25 protein-coding genes are annotated in these 26,268 nt (G+C 67.7%); 11 read left to right on the forward strand and 14 right to left on the reverse strand.

Annotated features, from left to right (window positions below; translation table 11 throughout):
- Positions 1-146: 146 nt before the first annotated feature.
- On the forward strand, positions 147-986 hold the full coding sequence (gene fdhD / locus ACZLIB_RS12500) for a formate dehydrogenase accessory sulfurtransferase FdhD (protein ID WP_478467759.1): 840 nt from the start codon (positions 147-149) through the stop codon (positions 984-986).
- 72 nt (positions 987-1,058) lie between these two features.
- Here the strand turns inward: fdhD and ACZLIB_RS12505 are convergent, their stop codons facing one another.
- The gene (locus ACZLIB_RS12505) at positions 1,059-1,595 is read right to left on the reverse strand and encodes a carboxymuconolactone decarboxylase family protein (RefSeq protein WP_049462647.1); all 537 of its coding nucleotides are present in this window, start codon (positions 1,593-1,595) and stop codon (positions 1,059-1,061) included.
- A gap of 106 nt (positions 1,596-1,701) precedes the next feature.
- Here ACZLIB_RS12505 and ACZLIB_RS12510 point away from each other — a divergent pair, with 106 nt between their 5' ends.
- Complete coding sequence (locus tag ACZLIB_RS12510) at positions 1,702-2,583, forward strand: AraC family transcriptional regulator (protein ID WP_478467761.1); 882 nt, start codon at positions 1,702-1,704, stop codon at positions 2,581-2,583.
- A 93-nt stretch (positions 2,584-2,676) separates the two neighbouring features.
- On the opposite strand, the gene ACZLIB_RS12515 is transcribed toward ACZLIB_RS12510, so the two are convergent.
- From ACZLIB_RS12515 to ACZLIB_RS12550, 8 genes are all read right to left on the reverse strand, one after another.
- A complete protein-coding gene (locus tag ACZLIB_RS12515; RefSeq protein ID WP_478467762.1) occupies positions 2,677-3,237 on the reverse strand; it encodes a TetR/AcrR family transcriptional regulator in 561 nt (186 codons plus the stop codon).
- 4 nt (positions 3,238-3,241) lie between these two features.
- Positions 3,242-4,774 carry an MFS transporter gene (locus ACZLIB_RS12520; RefSeq protein ID WP_478467763.1) on the reverse strand — a complete coding sequence of 511 codons (1,533 nt, stop codon included), beginning with the start codon at positions 4,772-4,774 and terminating at the stop codon, positions 3,242-3,244.
- Between the two features lie 151 nt (positions 4,775-4,925).
- Positions 4,926-5,672: a hypothetical protein gene (locus tag ACZLIB_RS12525; RefSeq protein WP_478467764.1), complete on the reverse strand. Its 747-nt coding sequence runs from the start codon at positions 5,670-5,672 to the stop codon at positions 4,926-4,928.
- Entirely contained in the window at positions 5,672-6,301 is a 630-nt protein-coding gene (locus ACZLIB_RS12530; RefSeq protein WP_032129460.1) for a DUF3299 domain-containing protein, read from the reverse strand. Before ACZLIB_RS12530 ends, ACZLIB_RS12525 begins: the two co-directional genes overlap by 1 nt.
- Positions 6,291-6,842, reverse strand: a complete 552-nt coding sequence (locus tag ACZLIB_RS12535; protein ID WP_478467765.1) for a DUF3299 domain-containing protein — start codon at positions 6,840-6,842, stop codon at positions 6,291-6,293. Before ACZLIB_RS12535 ends, ACZLIB_RS12530 begins: the two co-directional genes overlap by 11 nt.
- Before the next feature lie 2 nt (positions 6,843-6,844).
- On the reverse strand, positions 6,845-8,098 hold the full coding sequence (locus ACZLIB_RS12540; RefSeq protein ID WP_478467766.1) for an ABC transporter permease: 1,254 nt from the start codon (positions 8,096-8,098) through the stop codon (positions 6,845-6,847).
- Positions 8,091-8,786 (reverse strand): ATP-binding cassette domain-containing protein, encoded by a 696-nt coding sequence (locus ACZLIB_RS12545; RefSeq protein ID WP_478467768.1) that lies wholly within the window; start codon positions 8,784-8,786, stop codon positions 8,091-8,093. Before ACZLIB_RS12545 ends, ACZLIB_RS12540 begins: the two co-directional genes overlap by 8 nt.
- Entirely contained in the window at positions 8,783-9,316 is a 534-nt protein-coding gene (locus ACZLIB_RS12550) for a ZrgA family zinc uptake protein (RefSeq protein ID WP_478467770.1), read from the reverse strand. The genes ACZLIB_RS12545 and ACZLIB_RS12550 overlap by 4 nt, the downstream gene beginning before the upstream one ends.
- Positions 9,317-9,348: 32 nt before the next feature.
- On the opposite strand from ACZLIB_RS12550, the gene ACZLIB_RS12555 reads away from it, so the two are divergent.
- Positions 9,349-9,825, forward strand: a complete 477-nt coding sequence (locus tag ACZLIB_RS12555; protein WP_478467771.1) for a MerC domain-containing protein — start codon at positions 9,349-9,351, stop codon at positions 9,823-9,825.
- Between the two features lie 83 nt (positions 9,826-9,908).
- On the opposite strand, the gene ACZLIB_RS12560 is transcribed toward ACZLIB_RS12555, so the two are convergent.
- Positions 9,909-12,041, reverse strand: a complete 2,133-nt coding sequence (locus ACZLIB_RS12560; protein WP_478467773.1) for a TonB-dependent receptor — start codon at positions 12,039-12,041, stop codon at positions 9,909-9,911.
- A 188-nt stretch (positions 12,042-12,229) separates the two neighbouring features.
- On the opposite strand from ACZLIB_RS12560, the gene ACZLIB_RS12565 reads away from it, so the two are divergent.
- The 5 genes from ACZLIB_RS12565 to ACZLIB_RS12585 all read left to right on the forward strand — a co-directional run bounded on the left by ACZLIB_RS12565 (position 12,230) and on the right by ACZLIB_RS12585 (position 16,575).
- Positions 12,230-13,084, forward strand: a complete 855-nt coding sequence (locus ACZLIB_RS12565; RefSeq protein ID WP_478467775.1) for a helix-turn-helix domain-containing protein — start codon at positions 12,230-12,232, stop codon at positions 13,082-13,084.
- Positions 13,085-13,194: 110 nt separating this feature from the next.
- Complete coding sequence (gene copC / locus ACZLIB_RS12570; RefSeq protein ID WP_478467777.1) at positions 13,195-13,572, forward strand: copper homeostasis periplasmic binding protein CopC; 378 nt, start codon at positions 13,195-13,197, stop codon at positions 13,570-13,572.
- Positions 13,573-13,582: 10 nt separating this feature from the next.
- The gene (copD, locus tag ACZLIB_RS12575; protein ID WP_478467779.1) at positions 13,583-14,467 is read left to right on the forward strand and encodes a copper homeostasis membrane protein CopD; all 885 of its coding nucleotides are present in this window, start codon (positions 13,583-13,585) and stop codon (positions 14,465-14,467) included.
- Positions 14,468-14,512: 45 nt separating this feature from the next.
- Positions 14,513-15,211 carry a heavy metal response regulator transcription factor gene (locus ACZLIB_RS12580; protein WP_049422164.1) on the forward strand — a complete coding sequence of 233 codons (699 nt, stop codon included), beginning with the start codon at positions 14,513-14,515 and terminating at the stop codon, positions 15,209-15,211.
- A complete protein-coding gene (locus ACZLIB_RS12585) occupies positions 15,208-16,575 on the forward strand; it encodes a heavy metal sensor histidine kinase (RefSeq protein ID WP_478467781.1) in 1,368 nt (455 codons plus the stop codon). The genes ACZLIB_RS12580 and ACZLIB_RS12585 overlap by 4 nt, the downstream gene beginning before the upstream one ends.
- A gap of 65 nt (positions 16,576-16,640) precedes the next feature.
- Here ACZLIB_RS12585 and ACZLIB_RS12590 read toward each other — a convergent pair whose 3' ends face one another.
- A complete protein-coding gene (locus ACZLIB_RS12590) occupies positions 16,641-17,534 on the reverse strand; it encodes a LysR family transcriptional regulator (protein WP_478467783.1) in 894 nt (297 codons plus the stop codon).
- A gap of 106 nt (positions 17,535-17,640) precedes the next feature.
- On the opposite strand from ACZLIB_RS12590, the gene ACZLIB_RS12595 reads away from it, so the two are divergent.
- A complete protein-coding gene (locus tag ACZLIB_RS12595) occupies positions 17,641-18,384 on the forward strand; it encodes an SDR family oxidoreductase (protein ID WP_478467784.1) in 744 nt (247 codons plus the stop codon).
- Positions 18,385-18,497: 113 nt separating this feature from the next.
- Here ACZLIB_RS12595 and ACZLIB_RS12600 read toward each other — a convergent pair whose 3' ends face one another.
- From ACZLIB_RS12600 to ACZLIB_RS12610, 3 genes are read right to left on the reverse strand one after another with little or no spacing between them, the layout of a single operon-like run.
- Positions 18,498-21,575, reverse strand: a complete 3,078-nt coding sequence (locus ACZLIB_RS12600) for an efflux RND transporter permease subunit (RefSeq protein ID WP_478467785.1) — start codon at positions 21,573-21,575, stop codon at positions 18,498-18,500.
- Positions 21,572-22,744 (reverse strand): efflux RND transporter periplasmic adaptor subunit, encoded by a 1,173-nt coding sequence (locus ACZLIB_RS12605; RefSeq protein ID WP_164080264.1) that lies wholly within the window; start codon positions 22,742-22,744, stop codon positions 21,572-21,574. Before ACZLIB_RS12605 ends, ACZLIB_RS12600 begins: the two co-directional genes overlap by 4 nt.
- Positions 22,741-23,988, reverse strand: coding sequence for a TolC family protein (locus tag ACZLIB_RS12610; RefSeq protein WP_478467786.1), 1,248 nt, complete (start codon positions 23,986-23,988; stop codon positions 22,741-22,743). Before ACZLIB_RS12610 ends, ACZLIB_RS12605 begins: the two co-directional genes overlap by 4 nt.
- 62 nt (positions 23,989-24,050) lie before the next feature.
- On the opposite strand from ACZLIB_RS12610, the gene ACZLIB_RS12615 reads away from it, so the two are divergent.
- Together ACZLIB_RS12615 and ACZLIB_RS12620 are read left to right on the forward strand one after the other, a co-directional pair.
- Entirely contained in the window at positions 24,051-24,725 is a 675-nt protein-coding gene (locus tag ACZLIB_RS12615) for a response regulator (RefSeq protein WP_006370279.1), read from the forward strand.
- A complete protein-coding gene (locus ACZLIB_RS12620; protein ID WP_478467787.1) occupies positions 24,718-26,097 on the forward strand; it encodes a sensor histidine kinase in 1,380 nt (459 codons plus the stop codon). The genes ACZLIB_RS12615 and ACZLIB_RS12620 overlap by 8 nt, the downstream gene beginning before the upstream one ends.
- Positions 26,098-26,268 lie beyond the last annotated feature (171 nt).

Consider the following 26,268-nt stretch of genomic DNA (forward strand, 5'->3'; position numbering starts at 1 on the left):
AAGGCCGCTTCGCCAGAGCCAGATGCTGTTTTCAGCGCAGCGTGCCATGACAACGGTTACACCCGCGTCAGCGCCCGGCCACTGCGCTATTCTCGAAGCCGTGGGTGGTCCACCACCTGCGTATTTCCCTTGCCCGGACGCGCTGCATGCCTGACTCGACCCCGCCGCACACCCCGCCTGCCGGTACGGCGCAGCGCCCGTTGCAGCGCTGGCGCAGCGAGGGGTACCAGCAGCAGGTCGACGTGGTGGCCGAGGAAGTGCCGGTTGCACTGCGCTACAACGGCGCCGCCTTCGCAGTGATGATGGCCACGCCCTGCGACATGGAAGACTTCGCGCTGGGTTTCTCGCTCAGCGAGGGGCTGATCAATACGCCCTCGCAACTGCTGTCGATCGAGGTCCGCCCGCAGCTGGAGGGCATCGAACTGCAGATGACCGTTTCCGAAGACGCACCCGGTGCCGATCTGGATCCGGCCAATGGCCGCCTGCTGCCCGGTCGCGGAGGCTGTGGCCTGTGCGGCACGCGCCAGCTGGAGGATGTGCTGCGCCCGCTTCCGCAGATCCGCGAGCGTCGCACCTATCCGCATGCCGCGTTGCAGCGGGCACTGGCCACGCTGGCGCAGCATCAGCCGATGAATGCGGTGAGTGGATCGACGCACGCCGCGGCCTGGGCCGATGCCAGCGGGCGGATTGGCTGGGTGCGCGAGGATGTGGGCCGTCACAATGCGTTGGACAAACTGATCGGCGCCCTGCATCACAACGAGCACGCCATCGACGGTGGGTTGCTGGTGATTTCCAGCCGCGCCAGCTATGAGATGGTCAGCAAGGCGATACGTGCGGGTGCCAGCGTGCTGGCAGCGGTGTCTGCGCCGACCGCGCTGGCGATCGACCTGGCCCGCAGTGCCGGACTGTGCCTGGTCGGATTCGCGCGGGAGAGCGGGTTCAATGTGTATACGCACCCCGAGCGGCTGCAGGCGGACGACAGGTAGCGCCGACCACCCCGTCTGCTCCCTTTCTTGACCGGCCCGGGCGGCCCATTGCCACCCGGGCCAGACCGTACCTCAGCGCAGTGCCACCTTCGGGAAGTCCACCGGCACGTCGAAGGCCACGTTGACGTAGTTGGTGAACAGGTTGAGCGCCACATGGGCGAGGATCTCGACGATCTGCTCGTCATCGAAGCCGGCTGCGCGCAGCGCCTGCACATCACCGTCGGTGATCTGTGCACGCTGCTCAACCACCTTCAGCGCGAAGTCGAGCGCCGCCGAGGTGGCCGGATCGCTGGACTGGCCGATCTGCGCGGCGGCCATCTGCTCGCTGCTGGCGCCGGCCTTGCGACCCAGCGCCGTGTGCGCGGCCAGGCAGTACTCGCAGGCATTGTGGTTGGCGATGGCGACGGCGATCTGCTCGCCCAGCAACGGCGACAGGCGACCGCCGCCCAGCGCGCCGAACGACCCCCACATGCTCTGCAGGGCGGCCGGCGAATTGGCCACGGCGCGGAACATGGCCGGGGTGGCGCCGAAGGCGGCGTGGACCTGGCCCAGCAGGGCCTGGCGGTCGGCGGTGGTGTTGGCGGCATCGATCAGGGGGACACGGGACATGGTGGATCTCCTTGGGAAAGCGCCCGGGATTGGACGACCCGCTCATCCTAGGTAGACTCACTGGACGAATCAGGCCAAATCAGCCATACATTTTGTCCATGCGTCCATGAGCATTCCCGTCGACACCACCGCGCCCGACCGCCTCTCCTCTCTGCTGGAACGCTTCCGGGTGCAGGCCGCGCTGTTCCACAGCGGCCCGCTGTGCGGGCGCCATGTCTTCGAGCCGCAGCCCGGTCGTGCGTTCCTGCACATCCTGCGCCAGGGTGAGATGGAGGTCCGCCATCCCGATGGCGATACCGCGCTGCCTCGGTTGAAGATCGACACCCCGAGCCTGCTGCTGTACCCGCAGCCGCTGCACCACGTGTTCTTCAATGCCCCACTGGATGGCCCGGACTTCACCTGCGCGACGCTGGACTTCGATGGCGGCGCGCGCAATCCGATCGTGCAGTCGCTGCCGACGGTGATGGTGGTGCCGCTGGCCGCGATCACCGAACTGGACGACACCCTGCACCTGCTGTTCACCGAGGCCGACCGCCAACGCTGCGGTTCGCGGCTGCTGACCAACCGGCTGTTCGAGGTGGCGTTGATCCAGATCCTGCGCTGGGTGGTCGATCATCCCGATGCGGCCGGGGTCAGCCACGGGCTGATGCGCGGGCTGTCCGACGCACGGCTCGCACGCACGCTGGTGGCAATGCACCAGGCGCCACAGGACGAGTGGACGCTGCCGCGCATGGCCGCCACCGCTGGCATGTCGCGCAGTGCGTTCGCAGCGGTCTTCAAGGAGGTGATGCAGGCGACGCCGGCCAGCTATCTGCTGGATTGGCGGCTGAGCCTGGCCTGCGCGCAGCTGCGGGCGGGCGTGGCGGTCAAGCAGGTGGCGATCGAGGTGGGGTTTGCCGATACCGCGTCGTTGTCGAAGGCGTTCCGCAAGCGGTTGGGGGCCTCGCCGAGGGCATGGCTGGCCGCGAGCGCAGCGCAGGCTGGGTAAATGGAGAGGGGTAGAGTCGACTGTCAGTCGGCTGTCGCGCGAAGCGCGGGGTTTTCGTGGTCGGAGCGAAGAGCAGTCGAGCATGGCTCGACTCTACAAGGGCGGTGACCCGTCGGGCTTCGCCAGCAGCCCCGCGATCCGCTCCGCTACCTGGGCGCGCACGCTTTCATCCAGCTGCCCTTCGTACATCGCTTCGTAGATCCACAGGCCATCGGCCGCCAGCCGCGCTACGAAATTGTCGAGCGCGGCCGGATCCTGTTCCGCGGCCGACGGCGGCAACGGCGCCCAGCGCCGCACTGCCGGCCCCCAGGGACGCTCGTCGGCGTCCGGGTCGGCCGATTCGAGCATGAACATCAGCTCGGCGCGGGTGGCGCTCTGCGCCGAGACGCGCACGAAGGTCTGGTAGCGCTCCAGCGCCGTGGCCTCACCTGCGGTCTTGCCCAGCAGCGTTTCCATCGACGTCTCCCAGGCCTGCACCAGATGCTCGTCGATGCCGCGCAGCAGCGCCTCGCGCGACGGGAAGTGATACAGCAGGCCGCCACGGGTCAGCTTGGCCTCGGCCGCCACCGACTCGAAGGTCACCGCGCGCACGCCGTCACGATTGATCACGTTGACGGCGGCGTCGAGGATGCGGTCGCGCTTGCTGGTTCTCATCGCGTCATTTTACGCGATCGGCCGCACCCTCGCGGCCACCGACGCGCCCCCGCAGCAGGCGCGCGATGATCGCCGCACCCACTGCCAGCACCACCGTGATCACCAGCAGCACGATCTGGTAGCCACGGTCATATGCGGCCGCAGCCAGCGCGAACCACTCGCCCTGCCCGCTTTCGCGTGCGGCATGCAGCGCCTGCGTGAAGCCCTCTCGGGCAAGCTCGGGCATGTCCGCCGAGACCGGCAGGAAGGCACCGTACATTGCCGCACTCAGGCTGCCCAGCATCGCCACCGCGAGCAGGCCACCAAACTCGTAGGACACCTCTTCCACCGACGAGGCCATGCCCGCGCGGTGCGCCGGTACGTTGTTGAGGATGGCAGTGGACGCCACCGAGATGGCCGAGCCCATGCCGAAACCGGTGATCGCCATGCCGGCCACCACCCAACCGAGGCCGTGCGGGAAGCCGAACGCCACAACACCGACACCCACGGCGCCAGCCGCCAGGCCACCACAGATCAGCGGACGCAGGCCCACGCGGTGCAGGATGCTGCCGCCCAGCAGTGCACTCGGCAGGCTGCCCAGCGCCGCCACCGATACCAGCAGGCCTGCCTGCAGCGGTGTGAAGCCCGCCACCAGCTGGAAACGCTGGGTTGTAACCAGCTGCAGGCCGGCCATCGCGAACAGGGTGAACACCGCCGACAGCGTGCCGGCCAGGAACGCCGGATTGCGGAAGATCGCGAAGTCCAGCAACGGGTACGGCAACTGCCGCTGGCGACGTGCGAACGCCGCGCCGCTGATGACGGCCAGCAACAGCGCACCGGCACCCAGCGCATACGACGGCGGCGTGGCGATCAGCGACTTGATCGCCAGCACCAGGCCGGACAGCGCCGCCAATGCCAGCAACGAAGACTCCAGGTCCCACGGCCGCGAGGTATCGCGCTGGCCTTCCGGTGCCAGCAGCAGGGTAGCGACGAAGGCCACCACCACCACCGGCACGTTGATCAGGAACACCGAGCCCCACCAGAAGTGCTGCAGCAGCCAGCCGCCGATGATCGGACCCAGCGCTGCACCGACGATGGCCACCGAGCCCCAGATCGCGATGGCGATGTTGCGCTCGCGCTCTTCGTGGAAGCTCAGGCCGATCAGCGCCAGCGTGGCCGGCATCATCGCGGCCGCGCCGATCGCCAGGAATGCACGGGCGGCGATCAGCTGTGCGGCACTGTCGGCGAAGGCCGCCGCCAGCGAGGCGATACCGAACACCACCAGGCCGATCAGGAACATGCGGCGGTGACCGATGCGGTCGCCGAGCGTACCAGCGCCGAGCAGCAGGCCGGCCATCACCAGCGGATAGGCGTTGATGATCCACAGTGCCTGGCCGGCACTGGCCGAGAGTTCCTCGGTCAGGGTGGGCAGTGCGGTGTAGAGCACGGAGTTGTCGAGCGTAACCAGCAGCAGGCCAGCGGCGACGGTGAACAACAGTGCCCAGCGACGGGCACGCGACAGGGCCGGAGCACCGGCCAAGGGCTGGGACAAAGCCATGGGAGAACCTGGTGGGATCGAGTACGGCCATAACTATACCGGATATCCTGTATAGTTATGATCTTCGGAATCCACCAGTTCAGGGTCTGTAGGGGCAAGTCTGCTTGGCTGAACCGCCAGCCAGGCGTGGCCTGGCTCTACTGGTAAACGCTTATCGGCAGTCTTCCGGCAGCGCCGCAATCGCCGACACCACCGCACCCTGCATGCCCTGCCCCACGGCCATGTCCAGTTCCCCGCCCGTTCCCCCATGCTGGCGCCGCAGCTCGTCCTCGCACAGCCCGCGCACCCGCGCACGCGCATTGGCGCGCAGGCTGCTGCACCTCCAGTCAGTACCTCCCAACGGCAGCACCGAATACACCACGCTGTTGCAGGCGTTGCCTGCCCGCTGCTGCAGCGACAGTCCGCCGAAATCCCGCGGCTCGCTGCTGCGCTGCGGGTCGAAATAGCTGTCCGGGAAGGTGCGCGCGTACTGCTCGATGTCCACGGCCATGCTGCGTCCACCGGCCAGCGGCATCTGCAGCGGCTGGCCACAGCGCGTGGCGTCGGCACGATGCTGGATGTACTGGTAGATCGGCCGGTCCAGCGTTGGATCCTGCTGGGTCACCGCACTGACCGCCGCCAGCACCGGCAGCGATGCACGATTGGCCATGCGCGCCAGCAAACCCGCCTGCGCCGGCTGGCAGCGGTCGCGCAGGGTGGCCGCGAGCAGGAACAGTACGTCGTTGCGAAAAGCGTGGTCTTCGCCGAGGCGTTGTTCGATGCGCTGGCTGGCATCGGTCGCGGGTGCCGGGAAGGCGATCGCCGGTGGCTCGGTCACGTCGACGCGCAGGTGCCACCACACCAGCAACACCACGCTGGTGACCAACACGCCCGCAACGATGATCCAACGCGTGCGCATCAATTGTGGATCGCCGTCAGTGTCGCCGCAGCCGCGTCGTAGGACGCGCTGGCGATATCCGCATCGAAGCGCTTGACCTGCAGGCGGCCGGCAAGCCGGTACGGGTCCCACAGGTCTCCCAGTGCGATCGGCGTGGCCAGGGTCACATGGATGATCTGGTTCGGTGGCGGTGGCGGCACATGGATGCAGGCCCCGTAGAACGGCACGAACAGCAGTTCATCGACCAGGCCGGCATCGTTGGTGCCCAGCGGCACCACGTAGCCATCCAGATCCACCGCGCGACCGTCGACAGCGTCGACCACGCGCGAAGAGCCGAACTGCTTGGCGCGATCCGGGCTGGAATGGTCGATCTCCTGTCCCGGTGGCGTGCCCGAGCCGGTGTCATCGATCAGCCCGCCCACCCCGTCCATGCCATTGCGTGACAGGCCGATCTGCGGCGGCGGGCGCTGGTAGGTCACTTCGTCGGGCCGCAGTGCATCCCAACGGTCGATGGGCGCCTCGGTCGTGGCCGGCTGCGCCGCTGCCGGTGCTGCCGGTGCTGCGGCGACGGTGGTGGCGCCCCCACCCGCCTGCGTACACCCCAGCAAGCCCAGGCAACACGCCAGTCCGATCAGGACGCTACGGTTCATACGGCCTCAACTGTGCGTCACGCATGGTGTAGGCAGAGCCGGCCAGATCATCGTCCAGCCGTTCGGCACGCAGGGTACCGGCCAGGAAGAACGGCGAATACATGTCCGGCATGTCGATCGGGCGCGGCAGCACCACGTGCACGATCTGGTTCGGCGGTGGCGGCGGCACATGGATGCAGGCGCCGTAGTACGGCACGAACAGGAATTCGGTCAGCCGCCCGTCCTCCGCGTTGGCCAGCGGCACCACGTAACCCGGCAAGCGCACCGGCCGTTGCAGCACGGTATCCACGGTGCGGAACGTACCGAACTGCGGCATGCGCCGGTTGCCGTTGTGCTCGACTTCCGGGCCCTCGCCCCGTTCCAGCGCGGCCAGCTCGTCCCTGGGCATCATCTGCAGCCAGTCCAGCTCCTGTTCCTCGGCAGCTGCCGGAGCATCGCGATCGACCACCGGTGACGGTGGCAGCGCCTGCACGCCGGTATCGACCGGGCGTTCGCAGGCGGTCAGCACCAGCAACATTGGCAACAGTGGCAACCAGCGCATGCTCAGCCCCCGGGTGACAGGCCATCGGCCAGCGTGCGCCGATAGGCCAGCAGCGCCGGTACCAGGCCGGCCACCGCGCTGATCGCCAGCACACCCGCCACCCACGCCAGTTCGCGGCCATCCGGCCAGATGTGGGTGATCGACAGGCCGAAGTTGGCCAGCGCCCAGCCACGCCCGGCCAGGCTGGCCACCACCAGTGCGGCCAGTGCGAGCACGCAGGCAAGCGCGCTGGTCGCTACCGCCTCCACCACCAGCAGGCTGGCGATATAGCCAGGGCGTGTACCGATGGCACGCAGCACTGCCATCTCGCGCCGGCGCTCCTGCAGGGTCGAGACCAGCAGCGCCACCAGCGAGAACATGCCCAGCAGCACCACCATCGCACTGATCAGCTGCAGTGCCCGCTCGGCGGTGCCCAGTGATTGCCACAGCTGCTGCAGGGTCACGCCGGGCAGGATCGCCAGCATGGCCTCGTCCGGGTACTCGTTGATCCTGCGCTGTACCGAGAACGTGGCGATGCGCGAATTCAGGCCGAGCATGAAGGCGGTGATGCTGGTCGGGGTCAGATCCAGATGGCGCGCCTGCTCGGCGCTGACGCTCTGGCTGCGCAGCTGCACGCCGGAGCGCCAGTCGACGTGGATCGCCTCGATGGCCGGCAGCGAGACCAGCACCGAGGAATCGACCGGCGTGCCGGTGCGCTGCAGGATGCCGGCCACGCGGAACGGTTTGTCGGCATGCGTGGCCAGCGTGACCGCGCCGGTGCCGTGGGCCAGCACGATCTCATCACCGATGCCGACCTTCTGTGCGTGCGCCACCTCTGCGCCGATCACGGCGTCGTACAGGTCGTCGAACGGCCGCCCCTGCGCAAACGCCAGCGCATGCCCCGCGCCGTAACGATAGTGCTCGAAGTAGCCGCCACTGGTGCCGACCACCCGGTAGCCGCGCCACGAATCGCCCAGCGACAGTGGCACCGCCCACTTCACCTGCGGCAGCGAGGACAGCTCCTGGTAGGACTGCCAGGACACGTTGTTGGTCGGGTCGCCGATATGGAACACCGAATACAGCAGCAGGTTCACCGGCCCGGAGCGGGCACCGACGATCAGGTCGGTGCCTGAGACGGTGCTGGCGAAACCTTCATGCGCCTGCGCGCGCACGCGCTCGACACCGAGCAGCAGCACCACGCTGAGGGTGATCACCAGCACGGTGAGGCTGACGCTCAATGCGCGGCTGCGCAGGCTGGCCCAGGCAAGCTCAAGCATGGGTGCCACCTGCGTGGTTGATCTCGGACAGTGAAATCGTGCGGTCGAACAACGGCTGCAGGCTGTCGTCATGGCTGACCACCAGCACCGTGGTGCCGGCTGCCTGGCATTGCACGGACATCAACTGCAGGAACGCGGTCGCGGCCTCGCGATCCAGTGCCGAGGTTGGCTCGTCGGCCAACAGCACCGCCGGCCGGCCGATCAGCGCACGTGCGGCCGCCACGCGTTGTTGCTGGCCAACACTGAGCGTACCCGCGCGCCGCTGCATCAGCTCGGGATTGAGCTGCAGGGCCTGCAGCAGGCGGGCGATCTCGGCATCCAGCGGCCCACTGATGCGCGCGCTGCGCACCGGAGAAAAACGCAGGCCCAACGCGATGTTGTCGCGTACGCTGAGAAACGGCAGCAGATTGAACTGCTGGAAGATCACGCCCAGGTGATCGGCACGGAAACGATCCCGCGCCGCACCTCTCATGCCCTGCAACGCCTGGCCGGCCACCTCGACACGGCCCTTGCCGGGCATCAGCACACCCGCCAGCAGGCCCAGCAGGGTGCTCTTGCCGCCACCACTCACTCCACGCAACAGCACGCTGCTGCCCTGCTCGATCCACAACTTCGGAATGTCCAGCACCAGCCGCATGTCGTAGCCGAACTGCACATCCTCCAGGGCGATCACCGCTGGCGTGCTCACGGCGCCAGCACCACGCGCAGGTTGTCGGCACTCAGCACGCTGCGGTCCTGGCCGTTGGCGGTCGCACTGTTGACGATGACTTCGTGCAACCCGGGGAACAGCACCGGCAGGCGCACGACCAGGGCGCGCAATGCACTCGGATTCGTGCAGCGATACTGCAGGTTGGCACTGAAACCGGCGTGGCGATGCTGCCCGGCCACTGGCGCAGCGACGGTCGCAGCGAAGCCCTCTGCATCGGCTTTACCGCTGGCCAGACGGCAGCCTGCCGCGGTGGGCAAAGTAACCCAGCTGCCACCCTTCAGCACTGCCGTAGCCCGTGCCAGCGCGGCCTGCTCGGCTGCATTGGCCGGCGGTCGCTCGAAATCAAGAATGCCGATACCCGGCGCCTGCAGGGCGAACTCCAGCGTTCCCTGGTCGAGTGCGAGATCAACGGTGGCCTGGCCGTGCACGTGTGGCGCGTGCTGGCGGACATCGTGTGCCTGGGCCGCGTTGGCGGCCAGCAGCAGGAAAAGAGCAGCAGGAAGCTTCATGGGGGAGACTCCAATTGTTACTATGTAACATAATGGACCACATCCCCCCGACCCCCGCAAGGGCTCTGGCCCAGCCGCCAACTTCGGCACGCTGGCATCCCCGTTTCGATCTGGCCGGCGCCTGGCTGTCACTGGCCTGCGCCGCCCATTGCATCGCCCTGCCCCTGCTGCTGGCCTTCGTACCGGCGGCAATGATGGCGCTGCGCTCGTTCCAGCACCCCGGCCACGGCGTGATGACGCTGCTGTTGATGATGTCGCGCTGGGAATGGTTGTTCGCATTGATGGCCTCGACGCTGGCGCTGGCCAGTACCACGGCCGGGCTGCACCGGCATGGGCGCTGGCTGCCGGTGCGGCTGGCCGTGGTTGGCGCGATCCTGCTGATGTCAGCGTCGCTGTACCTGCCGTTGAAGGAATCGCTGCTCTGGCATGGCGTGGCCACTGCCTGCGGTGGCGTGCTGCTGGCATGCGCGCACATCGGCAACCGGCGGGCATTGCACGGCCACAGGTAGCGTTCCGAAGATGCCGGCCAGCGGCCGGCACTACCGTTTCGTTGGACCGGTAGCGCCGGCCGCTGGCCGGCGCGCACCCCTCCTCAGAAGCGGTACCCCACTTCCGCGCCGAAGATCCGCGGGCTGTCCACCGGGCCGTAGTAGTTGCCGTCGCGGCCGAAGGCCAGGTTGTCGAAGATCAGGCCGTTGATGCGGCGCTTGTTGGTCAGGTTCTGCACGAACACCCGCGCGCTCCACGGCCCGGTCTCATAACCCAGCTGAGCGCCGAGCACGGCCACTGCGGGCTGGAACGCGCGGTTGCGTTCATCCAGTGCACTGGAGCCGGTGAACTGCGATTCCAGCCGTGCATGGATGCCGGAGTCGAACTGATAGCGCGCCGCCAGATAGCCAGTGTAATGAGGGGTCAGCTTGACCCGCTTGCCATCCAGGTTCTGGTCCACGCTGACCCACAGCTTGGTGTACTTCGCATCGACGTAGCCCACATTCGCCATCAGGGTGAAGCCCGGCAGCACTTCGAACACGCCCTCCAGCTCGGCACCACGCGAACGGATCGAGGCATCCGATCCTACGTAGTCCGACGAGATCGGGCGGCCGTTGGCATCGGTGGCCACCTGGATCTCCTGCCAGTTGTCCGAGGTGATGTGGAACAGCGCGCCGCCGATGTGGCCACGACCGCCGGCCAGGTTCATTTTGAAGCCCAGCTCATGGCTCCACATGCGCTCGGACTCGTAGCGCAGCACCTTGTCGTTGACCACATCGCTCTGCGCCGCAGCCAGATTGAAGCCACCCGGAATGTAGCCCTTGGCCGAGGCCGCGTAGAAGGACAGGTCGTCAGTGGCGTCGTAGCGCAGCGACAGCCGCGGCAGCGTGGCCGAGAAGGTATGTGCCAGCGCGGCATCGCGGTACAGCACGCGGCCACCGGCGCCCAGGTCCAGCGCACCGGCACGCTGTTCGGTGGAACGCCGCGCCTGCTCATGGCGCAGGCCGGCGCTGGCGGTCAGCTTGGGCAGCCCCGGGAAGGTGTAGCTGGCGGTGGCGAAGACGCTGTAGTCCTCGCCCTTGGAGGTCTGCCGCGGTGCCAGGTTGTAGCTGTCCAGCCCATGCAGCGCCGGGCCGACGAAGGTGCCGAGGATCGAATCCTTGCTGTTGCGGTAGGTCGACACACCGGCCATCCAGGTCAGCGCCTGGTCGCTGGGCGAGCTGAAGCGCGCCTCGGCCGTCCATTCCTTCTTCCTGTCGTAGATGCGGCCGGCCAATGCCGGGCTGTTGGTCATGTCGAAGTCGTAGCCGGCCGAGGTCACCTCCTCGTCCCGCCAGGAAGCGGCCACGTCCAGCGTACCGGCCTGCAGCTGCCATTGCGCACTGAGGCCGGCCACCGTTTCGTCCTTTTCGGTGCGCTTGGGCGCGTCGTTGATGTAGGTGAAGTCACCGGCACGGCGGCCGCCATTGAGCGATGTGCCGTAGGTGCGGTTGTAGAGGCCGGTATCCAGCGGCAGGTATTCATACTCGAACATGCCCGGCGCGCGGGTGCGCAGGTGATAGGCCAGCGCGTTCACCGAAACGTAATCGCTCGGCCGCCAGCGCAGCTTGCCCTGCAGGTAGCCTTCGCCGACCTTGCCGCGCGCACCGGAAGGTGTGAGGTTCTTCAGGTAGGCGTCCTCATCGGAGCCCATGAACGCCACCGAGCCGGACAGGCTGCCCGTCTTGTTCAGCGGCCCTGCCAGGAAGCCATCGAGAGCGGTGCCATTGCCGTTGCCGAACCAGGTGCTGCGCACATTGATCTCGCCCTCGCGTGCATCAGCCGGGCCGCGTGTGCGCACCAGTACCAGGCCGGATTCGCTGTTGGCGCCGTACAGCGTGCCCTGCGGGCCGCGCAGCACCTCCACCGACTCGACCTGGTTGAGCACGGCATTGCTCAGCTCGCGGAACGGAATGCCATCGATGTAGACCGAGGCACGATTGACCAGGAATGGATTGGACTCGATGCCGCGGATCGAGATGAACATGTTGCTGAGCTGGCCCATCGCATTGAACTTGACGTTCGGCGCGAGCTTGTCGAGGTCACGGAACTCGGTGACACCCGCTTCTTTCAGCGCCTGCCTGTCGAGCACCGTCACCGACAGATCGCTCTTCAGGTAAGGGGTATCGCGCTTGGAACCGGTGACGCGGACACCGTCGAGCGTGGCCGGGTCGGCCTGCTGGGCAAGGGCGGGCAAGGCAGGAACGAGCAGGGATGCTGCGATGAGCGCGGCAGCAGGCGTGGACGACTTCAAAGCGGGAACCTCGACGGATGGAGTGACGGACGCGCGGGCGGCGGCAGCGCGGGACAAGAGTGTTATCCTGTAACATTCGCGTCCTGCCGCCACTCCATTTCCGGCAGCGCCGCTCCATTCCCGGATCCGTGATGCCCGCCCTCGCCGACCAGCTGCTGCAGGAAACCCGGTCGCAGGCCCCTGCGGCCTACGCCAGCGACGATGGTGCGGTGGTGCTGCTGCGCCATCGCTTCGATGCCAGCGAAGGTGAGATGGGACATCCGCAGCAACTGCGCCTGGGCCTGGCCGTGGGCGGCGGCGGTCGGCTGCAGCAGCACACCCTCAGCGGTCTTCTGCAGGCGCCGTGGCGGCCCGGCCAGTTCAATCTGGTGCTGCCGGAAGACACCGGCACCTATGCCAGCCCCGCGGTCGATCTGCTCGGCATCGCCATCGATACCCACCTGCATCCGCAGGATCCGCAGCAGTTGCAACAGCTGCAGCCGCTGGCGGCGCGGCTGCACCACGACCCGGTGATTACTTCGGTGCTGCAGGCGCTGTGGTGCAGCGCGCAGGCTGATGTTTGCCTGCCCGGCTTCCTCGAGCATGGCGCGCAGGTGCTGCTGTACCGCCTGGGTCAGCTTGCCGGTCAGCCGCGCCAGGCGCGTGGCACGGTGTCCCCACTGTCGGCACGACGGTTGCGGCAACTGGAGGCTTACATCGACGCGCAACACGGCCAGGCGCTGACCGTTCCACAGCTGGCCGCTGCAGTGCAGATGGAGGCCGCGACGTTCGGCCGCGCGCTGCGTGCGGCCACTGGCCTGCCGCCCTATGCCTTCCTGACCCAGCACCGCATGCAGCGGGCGCGCGCCGAGCTTGCGCAGGGCCGGCGTGTCACCGACGTTGCGCTGGCCAGCGGGTATGCCAATCCCAGCAAGTTCAGCGCGGCGTTCCGGCGTGTGGTCGGTTGTTCGCCGTCGGCATGGATCGCGCAGTCACGGGCACGGTAGTGCCGCCCGCAGGCCGGCTGCCAACATTACAAACCGGTAATGTCCAGGTCAGGGCCTCGAAAGGCGGTGGACGCCACCCTGCAGGCCACTTCCTCATCGGTGATCCGCATATGACCCGCTCCCTGTTCCGCGTCGCCCCGCTCGCCCTGCTGCTGTCCGGCCTTTCGGCCGCACCGCTGGCCCTGGCCCATCCCAGCCTGGTGCGTTCGACGCCAGCGGCCGATGCCACCGTGGCCCCGGCCAGCCAGATCGAGCTGCAGTTCAGTGAGAAGGTGATGCCGCGTGCCACCCGCATCGAACTGAGCATGGACCACGGCCGCATGAAGATGGCGATGCCGACCGCCGCGCAGGAGATCTCCGAGGACGGCCACACCCTGCGCGCGCGCTTTGCCAAGCCGCTGCCCGCCGGCAGTTACGCGCTGCAGTGGCGCGCGGTCGGCCAGGACAGCCATCCGATCACCGGCACCTACAGCTTCACCGTGAAGTAAGGCCATCGCTGTGGCCGAGCTTTCGCCATACGCGCTGCGGCTGGCGCTGTATCTGGCCCTGATGCTGCTGTTCGGGCGGATGCTGTTCATCCGCCCCGGACTGCCGCGCAGCGTCTCGCTGGCCCTCACTGTGGTGGCACTGGTGCTGGTCGGCATCGATGCGGTCACCCGATTGTCCGGCGTGCTTGGCATATCACCGGTCGACATCGATGGCGGGACAGCGCGCTGGTTTCTTACCGGTACGCCGGTGGGCGAGGCGGGACTGCTGCGCATCCTGGCCCTGTTGGCAATGCTGCCGCTGCTGGCAGTCAATCGCCCGGTACAGGGCCTGCGCCGCCCCGCACTGCTGGCACTCTCGGCGGTGACCCTGGCCAGCCTCGCCTGGAACGGCCACGCCGCTGCTGGCGATGGGGTCGCTGGCCGGCTGCGTCTTGCTGCCGGCATCGTGCACCTGCTGGCGGCCGGTGCCTGGATCGGTGCGATCGCCGCCATCGTGCAGCTGGCACTGCGCCGCCAGGGCCTGCGCCTGCGCGAACGCACCCACGAACTATGGCAGGCCGCGCACGGCTTCGCCCTGCCCGGCACGATCATCGTCGCCCTGCTGGCGATGACCGGCACCTATACCTATGTCGATCTCGGCGGTTCCATACAGACCCTGACCGGCGCCGCGCATGGACGCTGGCTGCTGCTCAAGCTGGCACTGGTGGGTGGCATGCTGGGCCTGGCCGCGCTGCATCGCTGGCGGCTGGTGCCGGCGCTGGCGGTCTCCATCCGGGGTGGCTGGCAGCCCAGGCCACTGCGTTCGCTGCGCCACAGCCTGGCCTGCGAATCGGTACTGGCCGTGCTGGTGCTGGCCTGTGTCGCGATTCTCGGCACGCTGGATCCGCTGGCATGAGACTGCGCAGCCAGCCCACGCCCAAGCTGCGATGATGGGCACACCATGAAACTGCTGATCGTCGAAGACGAACCCAAGACCGGCAACTACCTGCGCCAGGGCCTGATCGAGGCCGGCTACGTGGTCGACCTCGCCTGCAACGGTGTCGACGGGCTGCATCTGGCCGGTAGTGGCGAGTACCAGCTGGTCATCCTCGATGTGATGCTGCCCGGCCTGGATGGCTGGAACGTGCTGTCACGACTGCGCGCCGGAGGGTGGCAGACACCGGTGCTGTTCCTGACCGCGCGCAGCAGCATCGCCGACCGCGTGCAGGGCCTGGAGCTGGGCGCCGACGACTACCTGGCCAAGCCCTTCGCCTTCGCCGAGCTGCTGGCACGCGTGCGCACCCTGCTGCGCCGTGGCCAGGCGGTGCCGCAGGCCGAACGCATCGTCATCGCCGACCTGGTGGTGGATACCCAGCGCCGCCGGGTGGAGCGTGGCGGCCAGCGCATCGCGCTCAGCCAGAAGGAGTACACCCTGCTGGAGCTGCTGGCACGCCGCCGTGGCGAAGTGCTGCCGCGCTCGCTGATCGCCTCGCAGGTGTGGGACATGAACTTCGACAGCGACACCAATGTCATTGATGTGGCGATCCGCCGCCTGCGCGCGAAGATCGACGATGATTTCGACGCCAAGCTGATCATTACCGTACGCGGCATGGGCTACGTGCTCGAAGCACCAGACGACGGCGCTGTGAGCAACGGATGAGCCTGCGCCGTTCCATCGCGGTGCGGCTGACCCTGCTGTTCGCCATCGTGGCCACGCTGGTGCTGGCCGCATTGGGCGTGGCCATCTATGTCAGCGCCCGCCATGACCTTGTCGCCCAGGACTTCATCGAACTGGAGAACAAGGTTGCGTTGATCCGCGATCTTGCTGGCAATGGGCCCGCCGCCGCACGCGGCCCGCGGTTGGCAGAGGCGCTCAGCCATCATCCCGATATCGCCTTCCACATTGTCGATGGCCACGGAGCCGTGCTGTTCTCGACCGCACCTGCACTGCTGCGCGAGCACGCACGCAGCCAGCCCATCGACGCCGCGCCACGGCGGCACGACTGGATTCTCGACGATGGTCGCTGCATGCATGCCCTGCACCTGCGGCAGACCCTGGCCGACGGCAGCCAGCTGGTCACCCTGCTGGCCATCGATGACGACCGCCATGCCGATTTCCTGCAGCGCTTCCGCCATCTTCTGGCGATCGCCATCATCGGCGCCGCCGTGGCCAGCAGCCTGCTCGGCGGCTACGTAGTGCGACGCACGCTGCGACCGCTGCGCACGTTGGCCGATGAAGCCCGGCAGATCACCGCCGGTCGATTGCAGCGGCGTCTGAGCGCGCGCACGGCACCGGCCGAACTGGAACAGCTGGCACAGACACTCAACGGCATGCTGGCGCGCCTGCAGCAGGACTTCGCGCGCCTGACCGAGTTCTCTGGTGATCTGGCCCATGAGCTGCGCACGCCGATCACCAACATGCTGACCCAGGTACAGGTGGTGCTGGCCCACCCCCGCAGCAACGAGGCCTACCGCGAGACGCTGGCGTCGTGTGCCGAGGAGCTGCAGCAGCTGGCGCAGACCGTAGGCGACCTGCTGTACCTGGCGCAGGCCGAAGCGCCGGGCGCACTGCCCTCGCGTGAGCCGGTGGCGCTGGATGCGGTGGTGGATTCGCTGCTGGAGTTCTATGACCTGCTGGCCGAGGACCGGCAATTGACCCTGCGCCGCGACGGCGTGGCGAGCGTGGAAGGCAACCGTCTGATGCTGCACAGGGCGATCGCCAATCTGCTATCCAACGCGTTGAAGCACGCAGCCGTGGGCAGCGAGGTGCGGGTGCAGCTGGTCGAGGACGATGGCATGTGCAGGGTCAGCGTGCACAACCTCGGCCCGCCGATTGCCAAAGCAGCACTGCCGCGCCTGTTCGATCGCTTCTATCGCGGCGAGCGTGGCCGCCACGAAGGTGCTGGACTGGGCCTGGCGATCACCCGTGCAATTGCACAGGCGCATGGCGGAACGGTAAGCGTGACCTCCGATGAAACCGGCACCGTGTTCGAGCTGGTGCTGCCGAGCGCATCAGCCCGGTAGTGCCGGCCGCTGGCCGGCAACCTTGGCACATCACGCGTGTTGCAGTTGCCGGCCAGCGGCCGGCACTACCTCATCGGGTCGAACACCCCGGCCACCCAGTCGATGAACACCCGCAGCCGCGGCGATGGTGTGCGGTTGCGGGGGTAGACCAGGCTCAGTGGACTCGGTGTCGGTGGCGCGTCCGGCAACAGCTCGACCAGCTGCCCGCTCGCGATGTAGGGGTCCATCCGGTAGCGCGGTGCCTGGATGATGCCGAGACCCGCCAAGGCGGCACCAAGGAATGCGTCCGCGCCGGAAACCCTCACCCGCGCGGGCAGTGGCACGTAGCGCACCTGCCCACCCTGCTGGAACTCAAGCGGAATCAGCTGGCCGGTGGCGCTGGAGCGGTAGCCGACCATCTGGTGGCCTTGCTCCAGTGATTCGATGGTCTCGGGCACACCGTGCGCCTGCACATAACCCGGTGCGGCCACCGTAACTTCCCGCAGCATGGTCAACCGGCGCGCAGCCAGATCGCTGTCGGCCAGCGTCCCCACCCGCAACGCCGCATCCACGCCTTCGCGCAGCAGGTCGACATAGCGGTCGCCTTCGCTGACCTCCAGTTCGATCTCCGGGTAGCGCTGCAGAAAGTCCGGAAGGTGCGGAAACAGCAGATGCCGGCCCAGCGTACCGTGTACCTCGATGCGCAGCGGACCGCGTGGCGGCACGTCACGGAACGCGGCTTCAGCGTCGTCCATGTCGGCGATCAGGCGCAGGCAACGGCCATAGAAGGCCTCGCCTTCCAGGGTCGGCACCACCAGCCGCGTGGTCCGGTGCAGCAGGCGCACGCCCAGCCGATTCTCCAGCGCCTTGATCGCATCGGTCACCGTGGCCCGCGGCAGGCCGAGGTCCTCGGAGGCACGGGTGAAGCTGCGACGCTCGACGATACGGACGAAGGCGCGCATGGCCGTGAAACGGTCCATTGTTCGGCTACCCGGATGATGTTGGCGGATTATGCATGATTATCCGGATCGATGAGATGGCGAAGATGGCACTGCGCCAGTCCGGCGCGCCCTGCTGGAACCAACCATGCCCACCTCCTCCGCCCGCCGCATCGCCCTGGTCACCGGTGGTTCCCGCGGCATCGGTGCCGCCATTTCCCGGCGGCTCGCCGCCGATGGCCATGACGTGGTGATCAACTATGCCGGCCGCCGCGATGATGCCGAGGCACTGGCCGCCGAACTCAACGCCACCGGCGCACAGGCCATCGCGCTGCAGGCCGATGTGGCCGAGCCGCAGGCGGTGCGCCAGCTGTTCGACGCCATCGAGGCCCGCTTCGGCGGTATCGACGTGGTGGTGAACAGCGCCGGCGTGCTGCAACTGGCGCCGCTGGCCGACAGCGACGATGCCTTGTTCGAGCGGGTGATCGGCATCAACCTCAAGGGCGCGTTCAACGTGCTGCGCGAAAGTGCACGACGGGTGCGCGACGGCGGCCGCCTGATCAGCCTGTCCACCAGCGTGGTCGGCATCAGGCTGGAGAACTACAGCGTGTACGCGGCCAGCAAGGCGGCGGTGGAAACGATGGCAACGATCCTCAGCAAGGAGCTGCGTGGGCGCAACATCACCGTGAACACAGTGGCTCCCGGCCCGACCGCCACCGACCTGTTCCTGGAGGGCAAGTCACCGGAACTGATCGAGCGGTTGGCGAAGATGAATCCCCTGGAACGGTTGGGTACGCCGGAGGACATCGCCGGTGCGGTGGCCTTCCTGGCCGGTGCCGATGGCGGGTGGATCAACGGCCAGGTGCTGCGCGCCAATGGCGGGATGGTGTAGGTAGTCGCCCACCTTGGTGGGCGCGTCGCCGCGTGCCCACCAAGGTGGGCACCTACCGGGCCATGCCTGGCGGCCGGGTCGCATCCACGCATGGCGTGGATCTACGGTGCCGATCATCCGGCGCGGGCCTCGCGGCGCCGGTGCACCCAGTAGTACAGCGTCGGCAGCACCAGCAGGGTCAGCAGCATCGCCGACAGCAGGCCACCGATCACCACCACCGCCAGCGGCTTCTGGGTCTCTGCACCGATTGCATGCGAGGTCGCCATCGGCAGCAGGCCGAACATCGCCAGCAGCGCGGTCATCAGCACCGTGCGCAGGCGCTGCAGCGAGCCCTGCACCACCGACTGCAGCAGGTCCATGCCCTGCTCGCGCAGCTGGGCGAAGCGACTGAGCATCACCACCCCGTTCAGCACTGCCTGCCCGAACAATGCAATGAAGCCGATCGCCGCCGACACCGACAGTGGAATGCCGGTCAGCCACAGAGCCAGGATGCCGCCGATCATCGCCAGTGGCACGTTGGCCAGGATCAGTGCTGCGCTGCTGATGTCCTTGAAGGCATCGAACAGCAGCACGAAGATGATCAGCACCGACAGCGGAATCACCCAGCCCAGCCGCTTCATCGCACGCTGCTGGTTCTCGAACTCACCGGACCATTCCAACCGGTAGCCTTCCGGCAGCTGCACGCTGGCATCCACGCGCTTGCGCATGTCGGCCACTACGCTGCCCATGTCCCGCCCGGCGATGAAGATGCTCACTGCCTTTACCCGCTGTGCGTTCTCGCGCGAGATGTTGATCGCGCCGCTGGCCATGCGGAAGTCGGCCACGTCGGACAATGTCACCGTGTGGCCATCGCCGATGCCAACCGGCACCGTACGCAGCCGTTGCAGGTCACGGTCGGCATCGTCCAGGCGCAACGTGATCGGGAACCTGCGGTCGCCCTCCCACAGCTCGCCGACCTGGCGCCCACCCAGTGCTGTCTCGATCACTTCGTCGATGTCGCGCACGTTCAGGCCATAGCGTGCTGCGCGGTCGCGGTCGATATCGATCTGCAGCTGCGGCAAGGAGCCATCGCGGTCGATGAAGGCACTCTCCACGCCCTCCACCCCACGCACCTGGCCCAGGATCGCCTGCGCCTGCCGGTTCAGTACGTCCAGATCCGAGCCACTGACCTTGATCACCACCTGGCCTTTGATCTGCGAAATGCTCTCCAGGATGTTGTCGCGCACGGGCTGCGAGATCGAGAACTCCGGCCCCGGAATGCGTTGCTCCAGCGTGCGCTGCAGGTCGCTCACCAGCTGCCGCTTGTCCACGCCCTTCGGCCATTCCTTCTCCGGCTTCAACGCCACCAGCGCCTCGATCTGGTTGGCGCCCTTGGCATCGGAGCCGTCTTCCGGGCGCCCCAGCTTGGCCACCACCGTCGACACCTGCGGGAAGGTGCCGACCAGCTCACGGATGCGCCGCGACTGCTGCTGCGCTTCGGCCAGGCTGGTGCTGGGGTCAAGCGTGGCGGTCAGCCAGATCGAGCCCTCGTCCAGCTCGGGCAGGAACTCCGAGCCCAGGCGGGTACCCAATGCCAACGTACCCACCAGCAATGCGACCGCGGTCAGCACCACCGCACGCGGTCGGGCCAACGCACGCTCCAGGATCGGCCGGTACCAGCCGGTCAGGCGGTCCATCAGCGGATTGCCATCGCGCATGCGGTCGCGCCGCAGCCACCAGTAGCAGAACAGCGGCACCACGGTCAGCGCCAGGATCAACGCACCTATCAGCGCAGAGGTCACCGAGTACGCCATCGGCGCGAACATGCGGCCTTCCTGGCGCTGCAGGGTGAAGATCGGGATGTGCGCGGCGATGATGATCAGCATCGAGAAGAACGTTGGGCGGCCCACTTCCGATGCGGCCGAAAGAATGGTCGAGAAGCGCGTCTTCCGGTCGGCCGTAGGTGGCAGCTTCGACAATCGCGAGACGATGTGCTCGGTGACGATCACTGCGCCATCGATGATGATGCCGAAGTCCATCGCACCCAAGGACAGCAGGTTGGCCGGCACGCCCCACAGGTGCAGGCCAAGGAAGGTCGACAACAGCGCCAGCGGCATCATTGCCGCCACGATCAGTGCGGCGCGGGCGTTGTACAGGAACAGCCACAGCACCAGGAACACCAGCACCGCACCTTCCAGCAGGTTGCGGAAGACGGTCTTCAGCGTGGTCGACACCAGCCACGAGCGGTCGTAGAACGGCTCGATGCTGACCCCGGCCGGCAGCTGGTTCGCTTCGATCTCGGCGATGCGCGCATGCAGGGCGTCCAGCACGTCGGACGGATTCTCGCCCTTGCGCATCAGCACCATGCCGAACACAGCATCGTCATTGTCGTCCTGGCCGACCAGACCCTGGCGTGGCAGGCCGGTATCGGCGATGCTGGCCAGGTCGCGCACCAGGATCGGCGTACCGCCGCGCTGCGCCACCACCACGTTGCCGATGTCACCCGGCGAACGCATCAGGCCCACGCCGCGGATCAGGAACTGTTGCTGGCCGCGCTCCACGTAGCCGCCGCCGGCATTGGAGCTGCCCTTCTCCAGCGCCTCGGCGAATTCACCGAGGCTGATGCCGCGGTCACGCAGCTTGTCCAGGTCCGGCTTGACCTGGAAGGTGCGCGCGAACCCGCCGAAGCTGATCACATCGGCCACGCCCGGCACGGTGCGCAGGCTGCGCTCCATCGTCCATTCCTGCACCGTGCGCAGCTGGGTCGGCGTCATGTGCGGGCCCTTGAGCACGTAGCGGTAGATCTCGCCCACCGCCGAACTCATCGCCTCCAGCTCCGGGGTCACGCCCTCCGGCAGCTCCACGCCCTGCAGGCGCTCCAGCACCTGCTGCCGCGCGAAATAGTCGTCGGCCTTGTCGTCGAAGGTCAGGATGATCATCGACAGGCCGAACTGGGTATGCGAGAACACCCGCACCGAATGCGGAATGCCGGACAAGGCCACTTCCAGCGGCATCGTCACTTCGCGTTCCACCTCTTCGGCGGCCCGGCCCGGGTGCAGCGACACCACCGTCACCTGGGTGTCGGACACATCCGGGAAGGCTTCCACCGGCAGCACGCGGAACGCGGCGATGCCGCCGCCGATGAACAACAGCAGTGCCAGCATCACCATCAGCGGCTGGCGCAGGCAATAGGCAATCAGGCGATCGATCATGGGGCGGCATGCCCCGCGCCGGTGCTGGCGGCCGCTGGCGCGCTGTCGACCAGCTGCTGCAGCAGCAGGCCCCCTTCGACCACCACCCTGCTGCCAGCCGCCAGACCGTCACGCACCCACAGTCGACCGTCACCCAGCTCCTCGGCGTGCACGGCGTGGCGCACGTAGCGGCCCTTGCCCTCTTCCACGAACACTACCTGCTTGCCGTCGATCAGCAGCACCGCCGCATCGGGCAACGAGACACCGCCCTCGGCCGGCAACGCCACCTGGGCGCGCACGTATTGCCCTGCCTTGAAACCACGCGCACGGTTGTCCAGCTCGGCGCGCGCCTGCACCACGCGGCGCTCGCTGTCGACGAAGTCATCCACGTGCTGCAGGGTCGCCTGCAACGGCTGTCCATCGGCACCGGGCACGCTCACCTGCATGCCCGCCTTCAAACGTCCGGCCAGGCTTTCGGGAATGTCCAGCAACAGCCACAGGCGGTCCGGATCGCCGATCACTGCCAACGGCTGATCGCTGTCGGGGCTGACCGACATGCCCGGGCTCATCCGCCGCTCCACCAGCACGCCATCGATGGGAGCGCGCAGCGGCAGGCGCTGGTCGACGCGCTGGCCGTTGCCATAGGCCTTGGCGAAGGCGGCCGCGCGTGCATGATCAGCCTGACTGCCAGCGAAGTTTGCCTCGGCCTCGTCCAGTTCACGACCCGACGCCACTCCCGCCGCATGCAGTTCGCGGGTACGGTCCAGTTCCTTGCGTGCCTGCTTCAGCTCGGCGCGACCACGGGCACCTTCAGCCTGAGCCTGGCCGAACTCGGGCGAGGTGATCCAGGCGATGACCTGGCCGGCTTTCACCTTCTGCCCCGGCTGTGCCTCGATGCGCGCTACCTGCCCCGGCAGCGGCGTGTGCAGTGCGCTGGAGCGCGTCTCATCCCAGACCACCCGGCCCGGCAGCTGCAGGCTGGCGCTGGCGCCGGCACTCACTGTCTCGCTGCGCAGCACGTCCAGCTGGCGGCTGTCGGAAGGAAACTGAATCTGGCCGGCACTGACCCGAGGTGCGTCCTCAAGATAGGAAGCTGGCTCACGACCACAGCCGCCCAGCAGGATCAGCGCCAGCAAGACGGGCAGCACGGCGTATCGCGCCTGCGGGCGATAGGCGACGGTGGACTTCATCGGGATTCTCCTTCGGCAACGGATGTGGCGGCTTCCCAGCGCGCCAGTGCAATGGCATGGTCGGTGCGCGCCTCGATCAGTGCGGCCTCGAAGTCGCGCCAGCTGCGGCGCGCATCCAGCAGATCGGTCAGATTGGCGGCACCGCGCCGGTACGCCAGTTCGATGCCCTGCACCGCCTTGCGTGCGGCGTCGGACTGCAGTCCCTCATAGTCGCTGCGGCGCTGTGCGGCGGACTGCGCGCTGGCCTGCAGCTGGTCCAGCTCGGCGCGTGCTTCGCGCTGCAGCACCTGCAGCTCCAGCGCGGCGCTGTCACGGTCGGCCTCGGCACGCTGGATCGCGCCGCGCGCCGGCGACGGCCCCCCCAGCGGAATGGTCAATGACACACCCCAGGTGACACCGCTGATGTCGGTCGGCTCTCGTTCGGCCTCCACGCCCAGCTGGATATCGCGATGGCGCTCGCTGCGCGCCAGTGCCACGCCGGCATCGGCGGCTGCCAGGCGCGAGCGTGCAGCGCGCAGATCCGCGCGCTGCTGCGGATCGAACGCGCGCTCATCGGCCCTGGCTGCGGGGTCTGGCCACGGATCATCGGCGCTGAGGTCATGGCTGTCGTCACGTCCGAGCAGCATCCCCAGCACATTCCGCGCGTCACGCAGATCCAGTGCTGCCTCGCGCGCCGCGTCCGCCACAGCCAGGTCGTCCACAGCCAGCCGCGCGCGATCCACCGGTGCCATCGCCCCTGTCGCAACCTGCTTATCCGCCGCTGCCATCTGCTCGGCCGAACTCTGCCGGTTGGCGTCGGCAATCTGGGCCCGCTCCTGCGCGCCCTTCAGGCCGAAATAGGCTTCATGCAGTGCCACCTGTTGTCGGCGACGGGTATCGAGCATCTCCAGCCCTGCCACTTCCAGCAGCGCGTCGGCCTGGCGGATGCGCAACGCACGCTTGCCACCACGTTCCCAGGTCCAGCCCAGGCCCACGGTGCTGTCCACGCGCTTGTCCTGCCAGCGCCCGGGGCCGATGCCATGCTTGGGGCTGACCTTGCTGGTACCGAGCGAAAGCTCGGTGGCCGGGCGCAATGCCGCCGTCTGCGCATCGCCCTGCACACCGCGCAGCTCCAGTGCCGCCGCACGCAGGTCAGGGTTGTGTGCGTCCATTGCGCGCTGCGCGTCCTGCAGGGACAGCGCCGAAGCCACAGGCGCGCACAGAAGAGTGGCCAGCACGGCCGCAAGACGAGAGGAGAAATTCATGTGCGTCAAGGTAAGGTGATGCACTTGCGCCAAACTTGCCCCAACCTTGCACGAAGCTTGCAATGCGAATCCTGCTGATCGAAGACGATGCCGCCCTGGCCGATGGACTGATCCGCGCCCTGCAAGGTGCCGGTCATCTGTGCGACCACCTCTCGCGCGGACTGCACGCACCTGCGGCGCTGGCCAGTGCACCCTATGACGTGATGGTGCTGGACCTTTCCTTGCCGGACGTGGATGGCCTCGACCTGCTGTCGCGCCTGCGCAACGATGGCGCCACATTGCCGGTGCTGATTCTCACTGCGCGCGATGGCGTGGAGGATCGCATCCTTGGCCTCGACCGTGGCGGCGATGACTATCTGGCAAAACCATTCGCGCTGGGCGAGCTGGAAGCGCGCCTGCGTGCGTTGTCGCGCCGCCGCAGTGACGCACCGGCTCAGAAGCGATTGGGCCGGCTGTGCTTCGACAGCATCCGCAACGAAGTGCAGGTGGACGGCCAGCGTATCGAGCTGACCGCGCGCGAGCTGTCGCTGGTCGAAGCGTTGATGCAGCACCCCGGCCGCACCGTGACCAAGCAGCGCTTGTTCGATGCGCTTTACAGCTGGGACCACGAGGCCAACCTGTCGGTGATCGAGGTGCACGTCAGCCGCCTGCGCCGCAAGCTGGAGCAGGCCCGCGCCGGCGTCGGCATCCGCATGTTGCGTGGCCTCGGCTACCGGCTGGAGGCCGTGGGTGACTGAGCGCGTGCACAGCCTGCGTGGCCTGCTGCTGCGGCGCCTGTGGCTGCCGCTGCTGGTGCTGCTGCTGTGCAGTGCGGTGGGTTCATTCGCGTTGGCGCGCTTCTATGCCGGCCAGGTCTACGACCGCTGGCTGCTGGATTCGGCGATGTCGTTGTCCGAGCTGGTGACGGTGCAGGACGGCCGCGCATCCATCGAGATCACCCCGGCGGTATCACGCATGTTCACCTGGGACACCGCCGACGAAGTGCATGGCGAGGTGGTCGATGCGGATGGCGGGCGCCTGTATGGCGACCTGCCCGAGGCATTGCCGCGTCCGGCGAGCGCCGCCGCGAATGACGATGCGGTCTACTACGATGCCCGCCTGCGTGGTCAACCGGTGCGCATGGTCGAAGTGGTGGTCAGCGCCGGCCCGGGCCATGACATCCGGCTGCGCGTGGCCGAGACACTGCGCAAGCGCCACCGGCTGGAACGCAAGCTGCTGCTGACCAGCGTTCCGTTCCAGGCCGCGATCCTGGCACTGGCGGCGTGGCTGGCATGGTCCGGTACCGGCGCCGCCGCAGGCCACGCCAACCTGGTCGCGCGGAAGCTGGCCAGCCCGCGGCCGGATCCATTGGCACCGCTGGATCCGGCGCAGGAGGCACCGCGCGAACTGTGGCCGGCGGTTGAGGCGTACAACGCCCTGCTGCAGCGCCTGGACGCGATGCAGGATGCGCAGCGGCGCTTCGTCAGCAACGCCGCACATCAACTGCGCACACCGTTGGCGGCCATGCAGGTGGAGCTGGAGAGCTCATTGCGCCAGCATGATCCGCAGGCCCAGCAGCTGGCGCTGTCCGGCACGCTGGCCGGGTTGGCCCGCTTGCAGCATCTGGTCAACCAACTGCTGATGTTGAGCCGCTCCGAAGATCCACATGGCAGCGCACTGCCGCTGCAGCCAGTGGACCTGGCCGCGTTGGCGCGTAGCGTGGTGGAGCGCTATGCGGACCGCGCATTGGCTGCAGGCGTGGACCTGGGTTATGACGGGCCCGACGACGGCGTGCAGGTACAGGGCGATCCGCAGCTGCTGCGCGAGGCGTTGGGCAACCTACTGGACAACGCGCTGCGCTACGGTGCCGTGCCAGGCGTGATCACCCTGGGACTACAGCAGGATGCCGAGGGCGTGCAGGTGTGGGTGGACGATGACGGCTCCGGCATTGCCGAAGCCGAGCGCACGCGCGTCACGGAACGCTTCTACCGGGCCAGCAGTGAAGGCGATGGCTGTGGGCTGGGACTGGCGATCGTGGCCGAGATCGCGCAGCGGCATGATGCGGCGCTGGTGATCGATACTGCCCCGATCGGTGGCGCGCGGGTGGGGATGCGGTTTCGATCCCGCTGACGTCCTGCGCGCCAACCAAGGTTGGCACCTACCCGGTCACGCCACCCGGTAGTCGCCCACCTTGGTGGGCGCTGTTGACGTCCCGTGGGCCAACCGAGGTTGGCACCTGCCAAAGGCACCTCGGCCAGGGGATTCCGGTAGACGCCAACCTTGGTTGGCGCCGTTGATGCT

Source organism: Stenotrophomonas sp. 220_Sma, assembly GCF_056487375.1.

Excerpts from the sequence above, each read along its gene's own strand:
- fdhD (WP_478467759.1), top strand. The coding sequence starts at position 147 with ATGCCTGACTCGACCCCGCCGCACACCCCGCCTGCCGGTACGGCGCAG.
- ACZLIB_RS12505 (WP_049462647.1), bottom strand. The coding sequence starts at position 1,595 with ATGTCCCGTGTCCCCCTGATCGATGCCGCCAACACCACCGCCGACCGC.
- ACZLIB_RS12510 (WP_478467761.1), top strand. The coding sequence starts at position 1,702 with ATGAGCATTCCCGTCGACACCACCGCGCCCGACCGCCTCTCCTCTCTG.
- ACZLIB_RS12515 (WP_478467762.1), bottom strand. The coding sequence starts at position 3,237 with ATGAGAACCAGCAAGCGCGACCGCATCCTCGACGCCGCCGTCAACGTG.
- ACZLIB_RS12520 (WP_478467763.1), bottom strand. The coding sequence starts at position 4,774 with ATGGCTTTGTCCCAGCCCTTGGCCGGTGCTCCGGCCCTGTCGCGTGCC.
- ACZLIB_RS12525 (WP_478467764.1), bottom strand. The coding sequence starts at position 5,672 with ATGCGCACGCGTTGGATCATCGTTGCGGGCGTGTTGGTCACCAGCGTG.
- ACZLIB_RS12530 (WP_032129460.1), bottom strand. The coding sequence starts at position 6,301 with ATGAACCGTAGCGTCCTGATCGGACTGGCGTGTTGCCTGGGCTTGCTG.
- ACZLIB_RS12535 (WP_478467765.1), bottom strand. The coding sequence starts at position 6,842 with ATGCGCTGGTTGCCACTGTTGCCAATGTTGCTGGTGCTGACCGCCTGC.
- ACZLIB_RS12540 (WP_478467766.1), bottom strand. The coding sequence starts at position 8,098 with ATGCTTGAGCTTGCCTGGGCCAGCCTGCGCAGCCGCGCATTGAGCGTC.
- ACZLIB_RS12550 (WP_478467770.1), bottom strand. The coding sequence starts at position 9,316 with ATGAAGCTTCCTGCTGCTCTTTTCCTGCTGCTGGCCGCCAACGCGGCC.
- ACZLIB_RS12555 (WP_478467771.1), top strand. The coding sequence starts at position 9,349 with ATGGACCACATCCCCCCGACCCCCGCAAGGGCTCTGGCCCAGCCGCCA.
- ACZLIB_RS12565 (WP_478467775.1), top strand. The coding sequence starts at position 12,230 with ATGCCCGCCCTCGCCGACCAGCTGCTGCAGGAAACCCGGTCGCAGGCC.
- copC (WP_478467777.1), top strand. The coding sequence starts at position 13,195 with ATGACCCGCTCCCTGTTCCGCGTCGCCCCGCTCGCCCTGCTGCTGTCC.
- ACZLIB_RS12580 (WP_049422164.1), top strand. The coding sequence starts at position 14,513 with ATGAAACTGCTGATCGTCGAAGACGAACCCAAGACCGGCAACTACCTG.
- ACZLIB_RS12585 (WP_478467781.1), top strand. The coding sequence starts at position 15,208 with ATGAGCCTGCGCCGTTCCATCGCGGTGCGGCTGACCCTGCTGTTCGCC.
- ACZLIB_RS12590 (WP_478467783.1), bottom strand. The coding sequence starts at position 17,534 with ATGGACCGTTTCACGGCCATGCGCGCCTTCGTCCGTATCGTCGAGCGT.
- ACZLIB_RS12595 (WP_478467784.1), top strand. The coding sequence starts at position 17,641 with ATGCCCACCTCCTCCGCCCGCCGCATCGCCCTGGTCACCGGTGGTTCC.
- ACZLIB_RS12600 (WP_478467785.1), bottom strand. The coding sequence starts at position 21,575 with ATGATCGATCGCCTGATTGCCTATTGCCTGCGCCAGCCGCTGATGGTG.
- ACZLIB_RS12605 (WP_164080264.1), bottom strand. The coding sequence starts at position 22,744 with ATGAAGTCCACCGTCGCCTATCGCCCGCAGGCGCGATACGCCGTGCTG.
- ACZLIB_RS12610 (WP_478467786.1), bottom strand. The coding sequence starts at position 23,988 with ATGAATTTCTCCTCTCGTCTTGCGGCCGTGCTGGCCACTCTTCTGTGC.
- ACZLIB_RS12615 (WP_006370279.1), top strand. The coding sequence starts at position 24,051 with ATGCGAATCCTGCTGATCGAAGACGATGCCGCCCTGGCCGATGGACTG.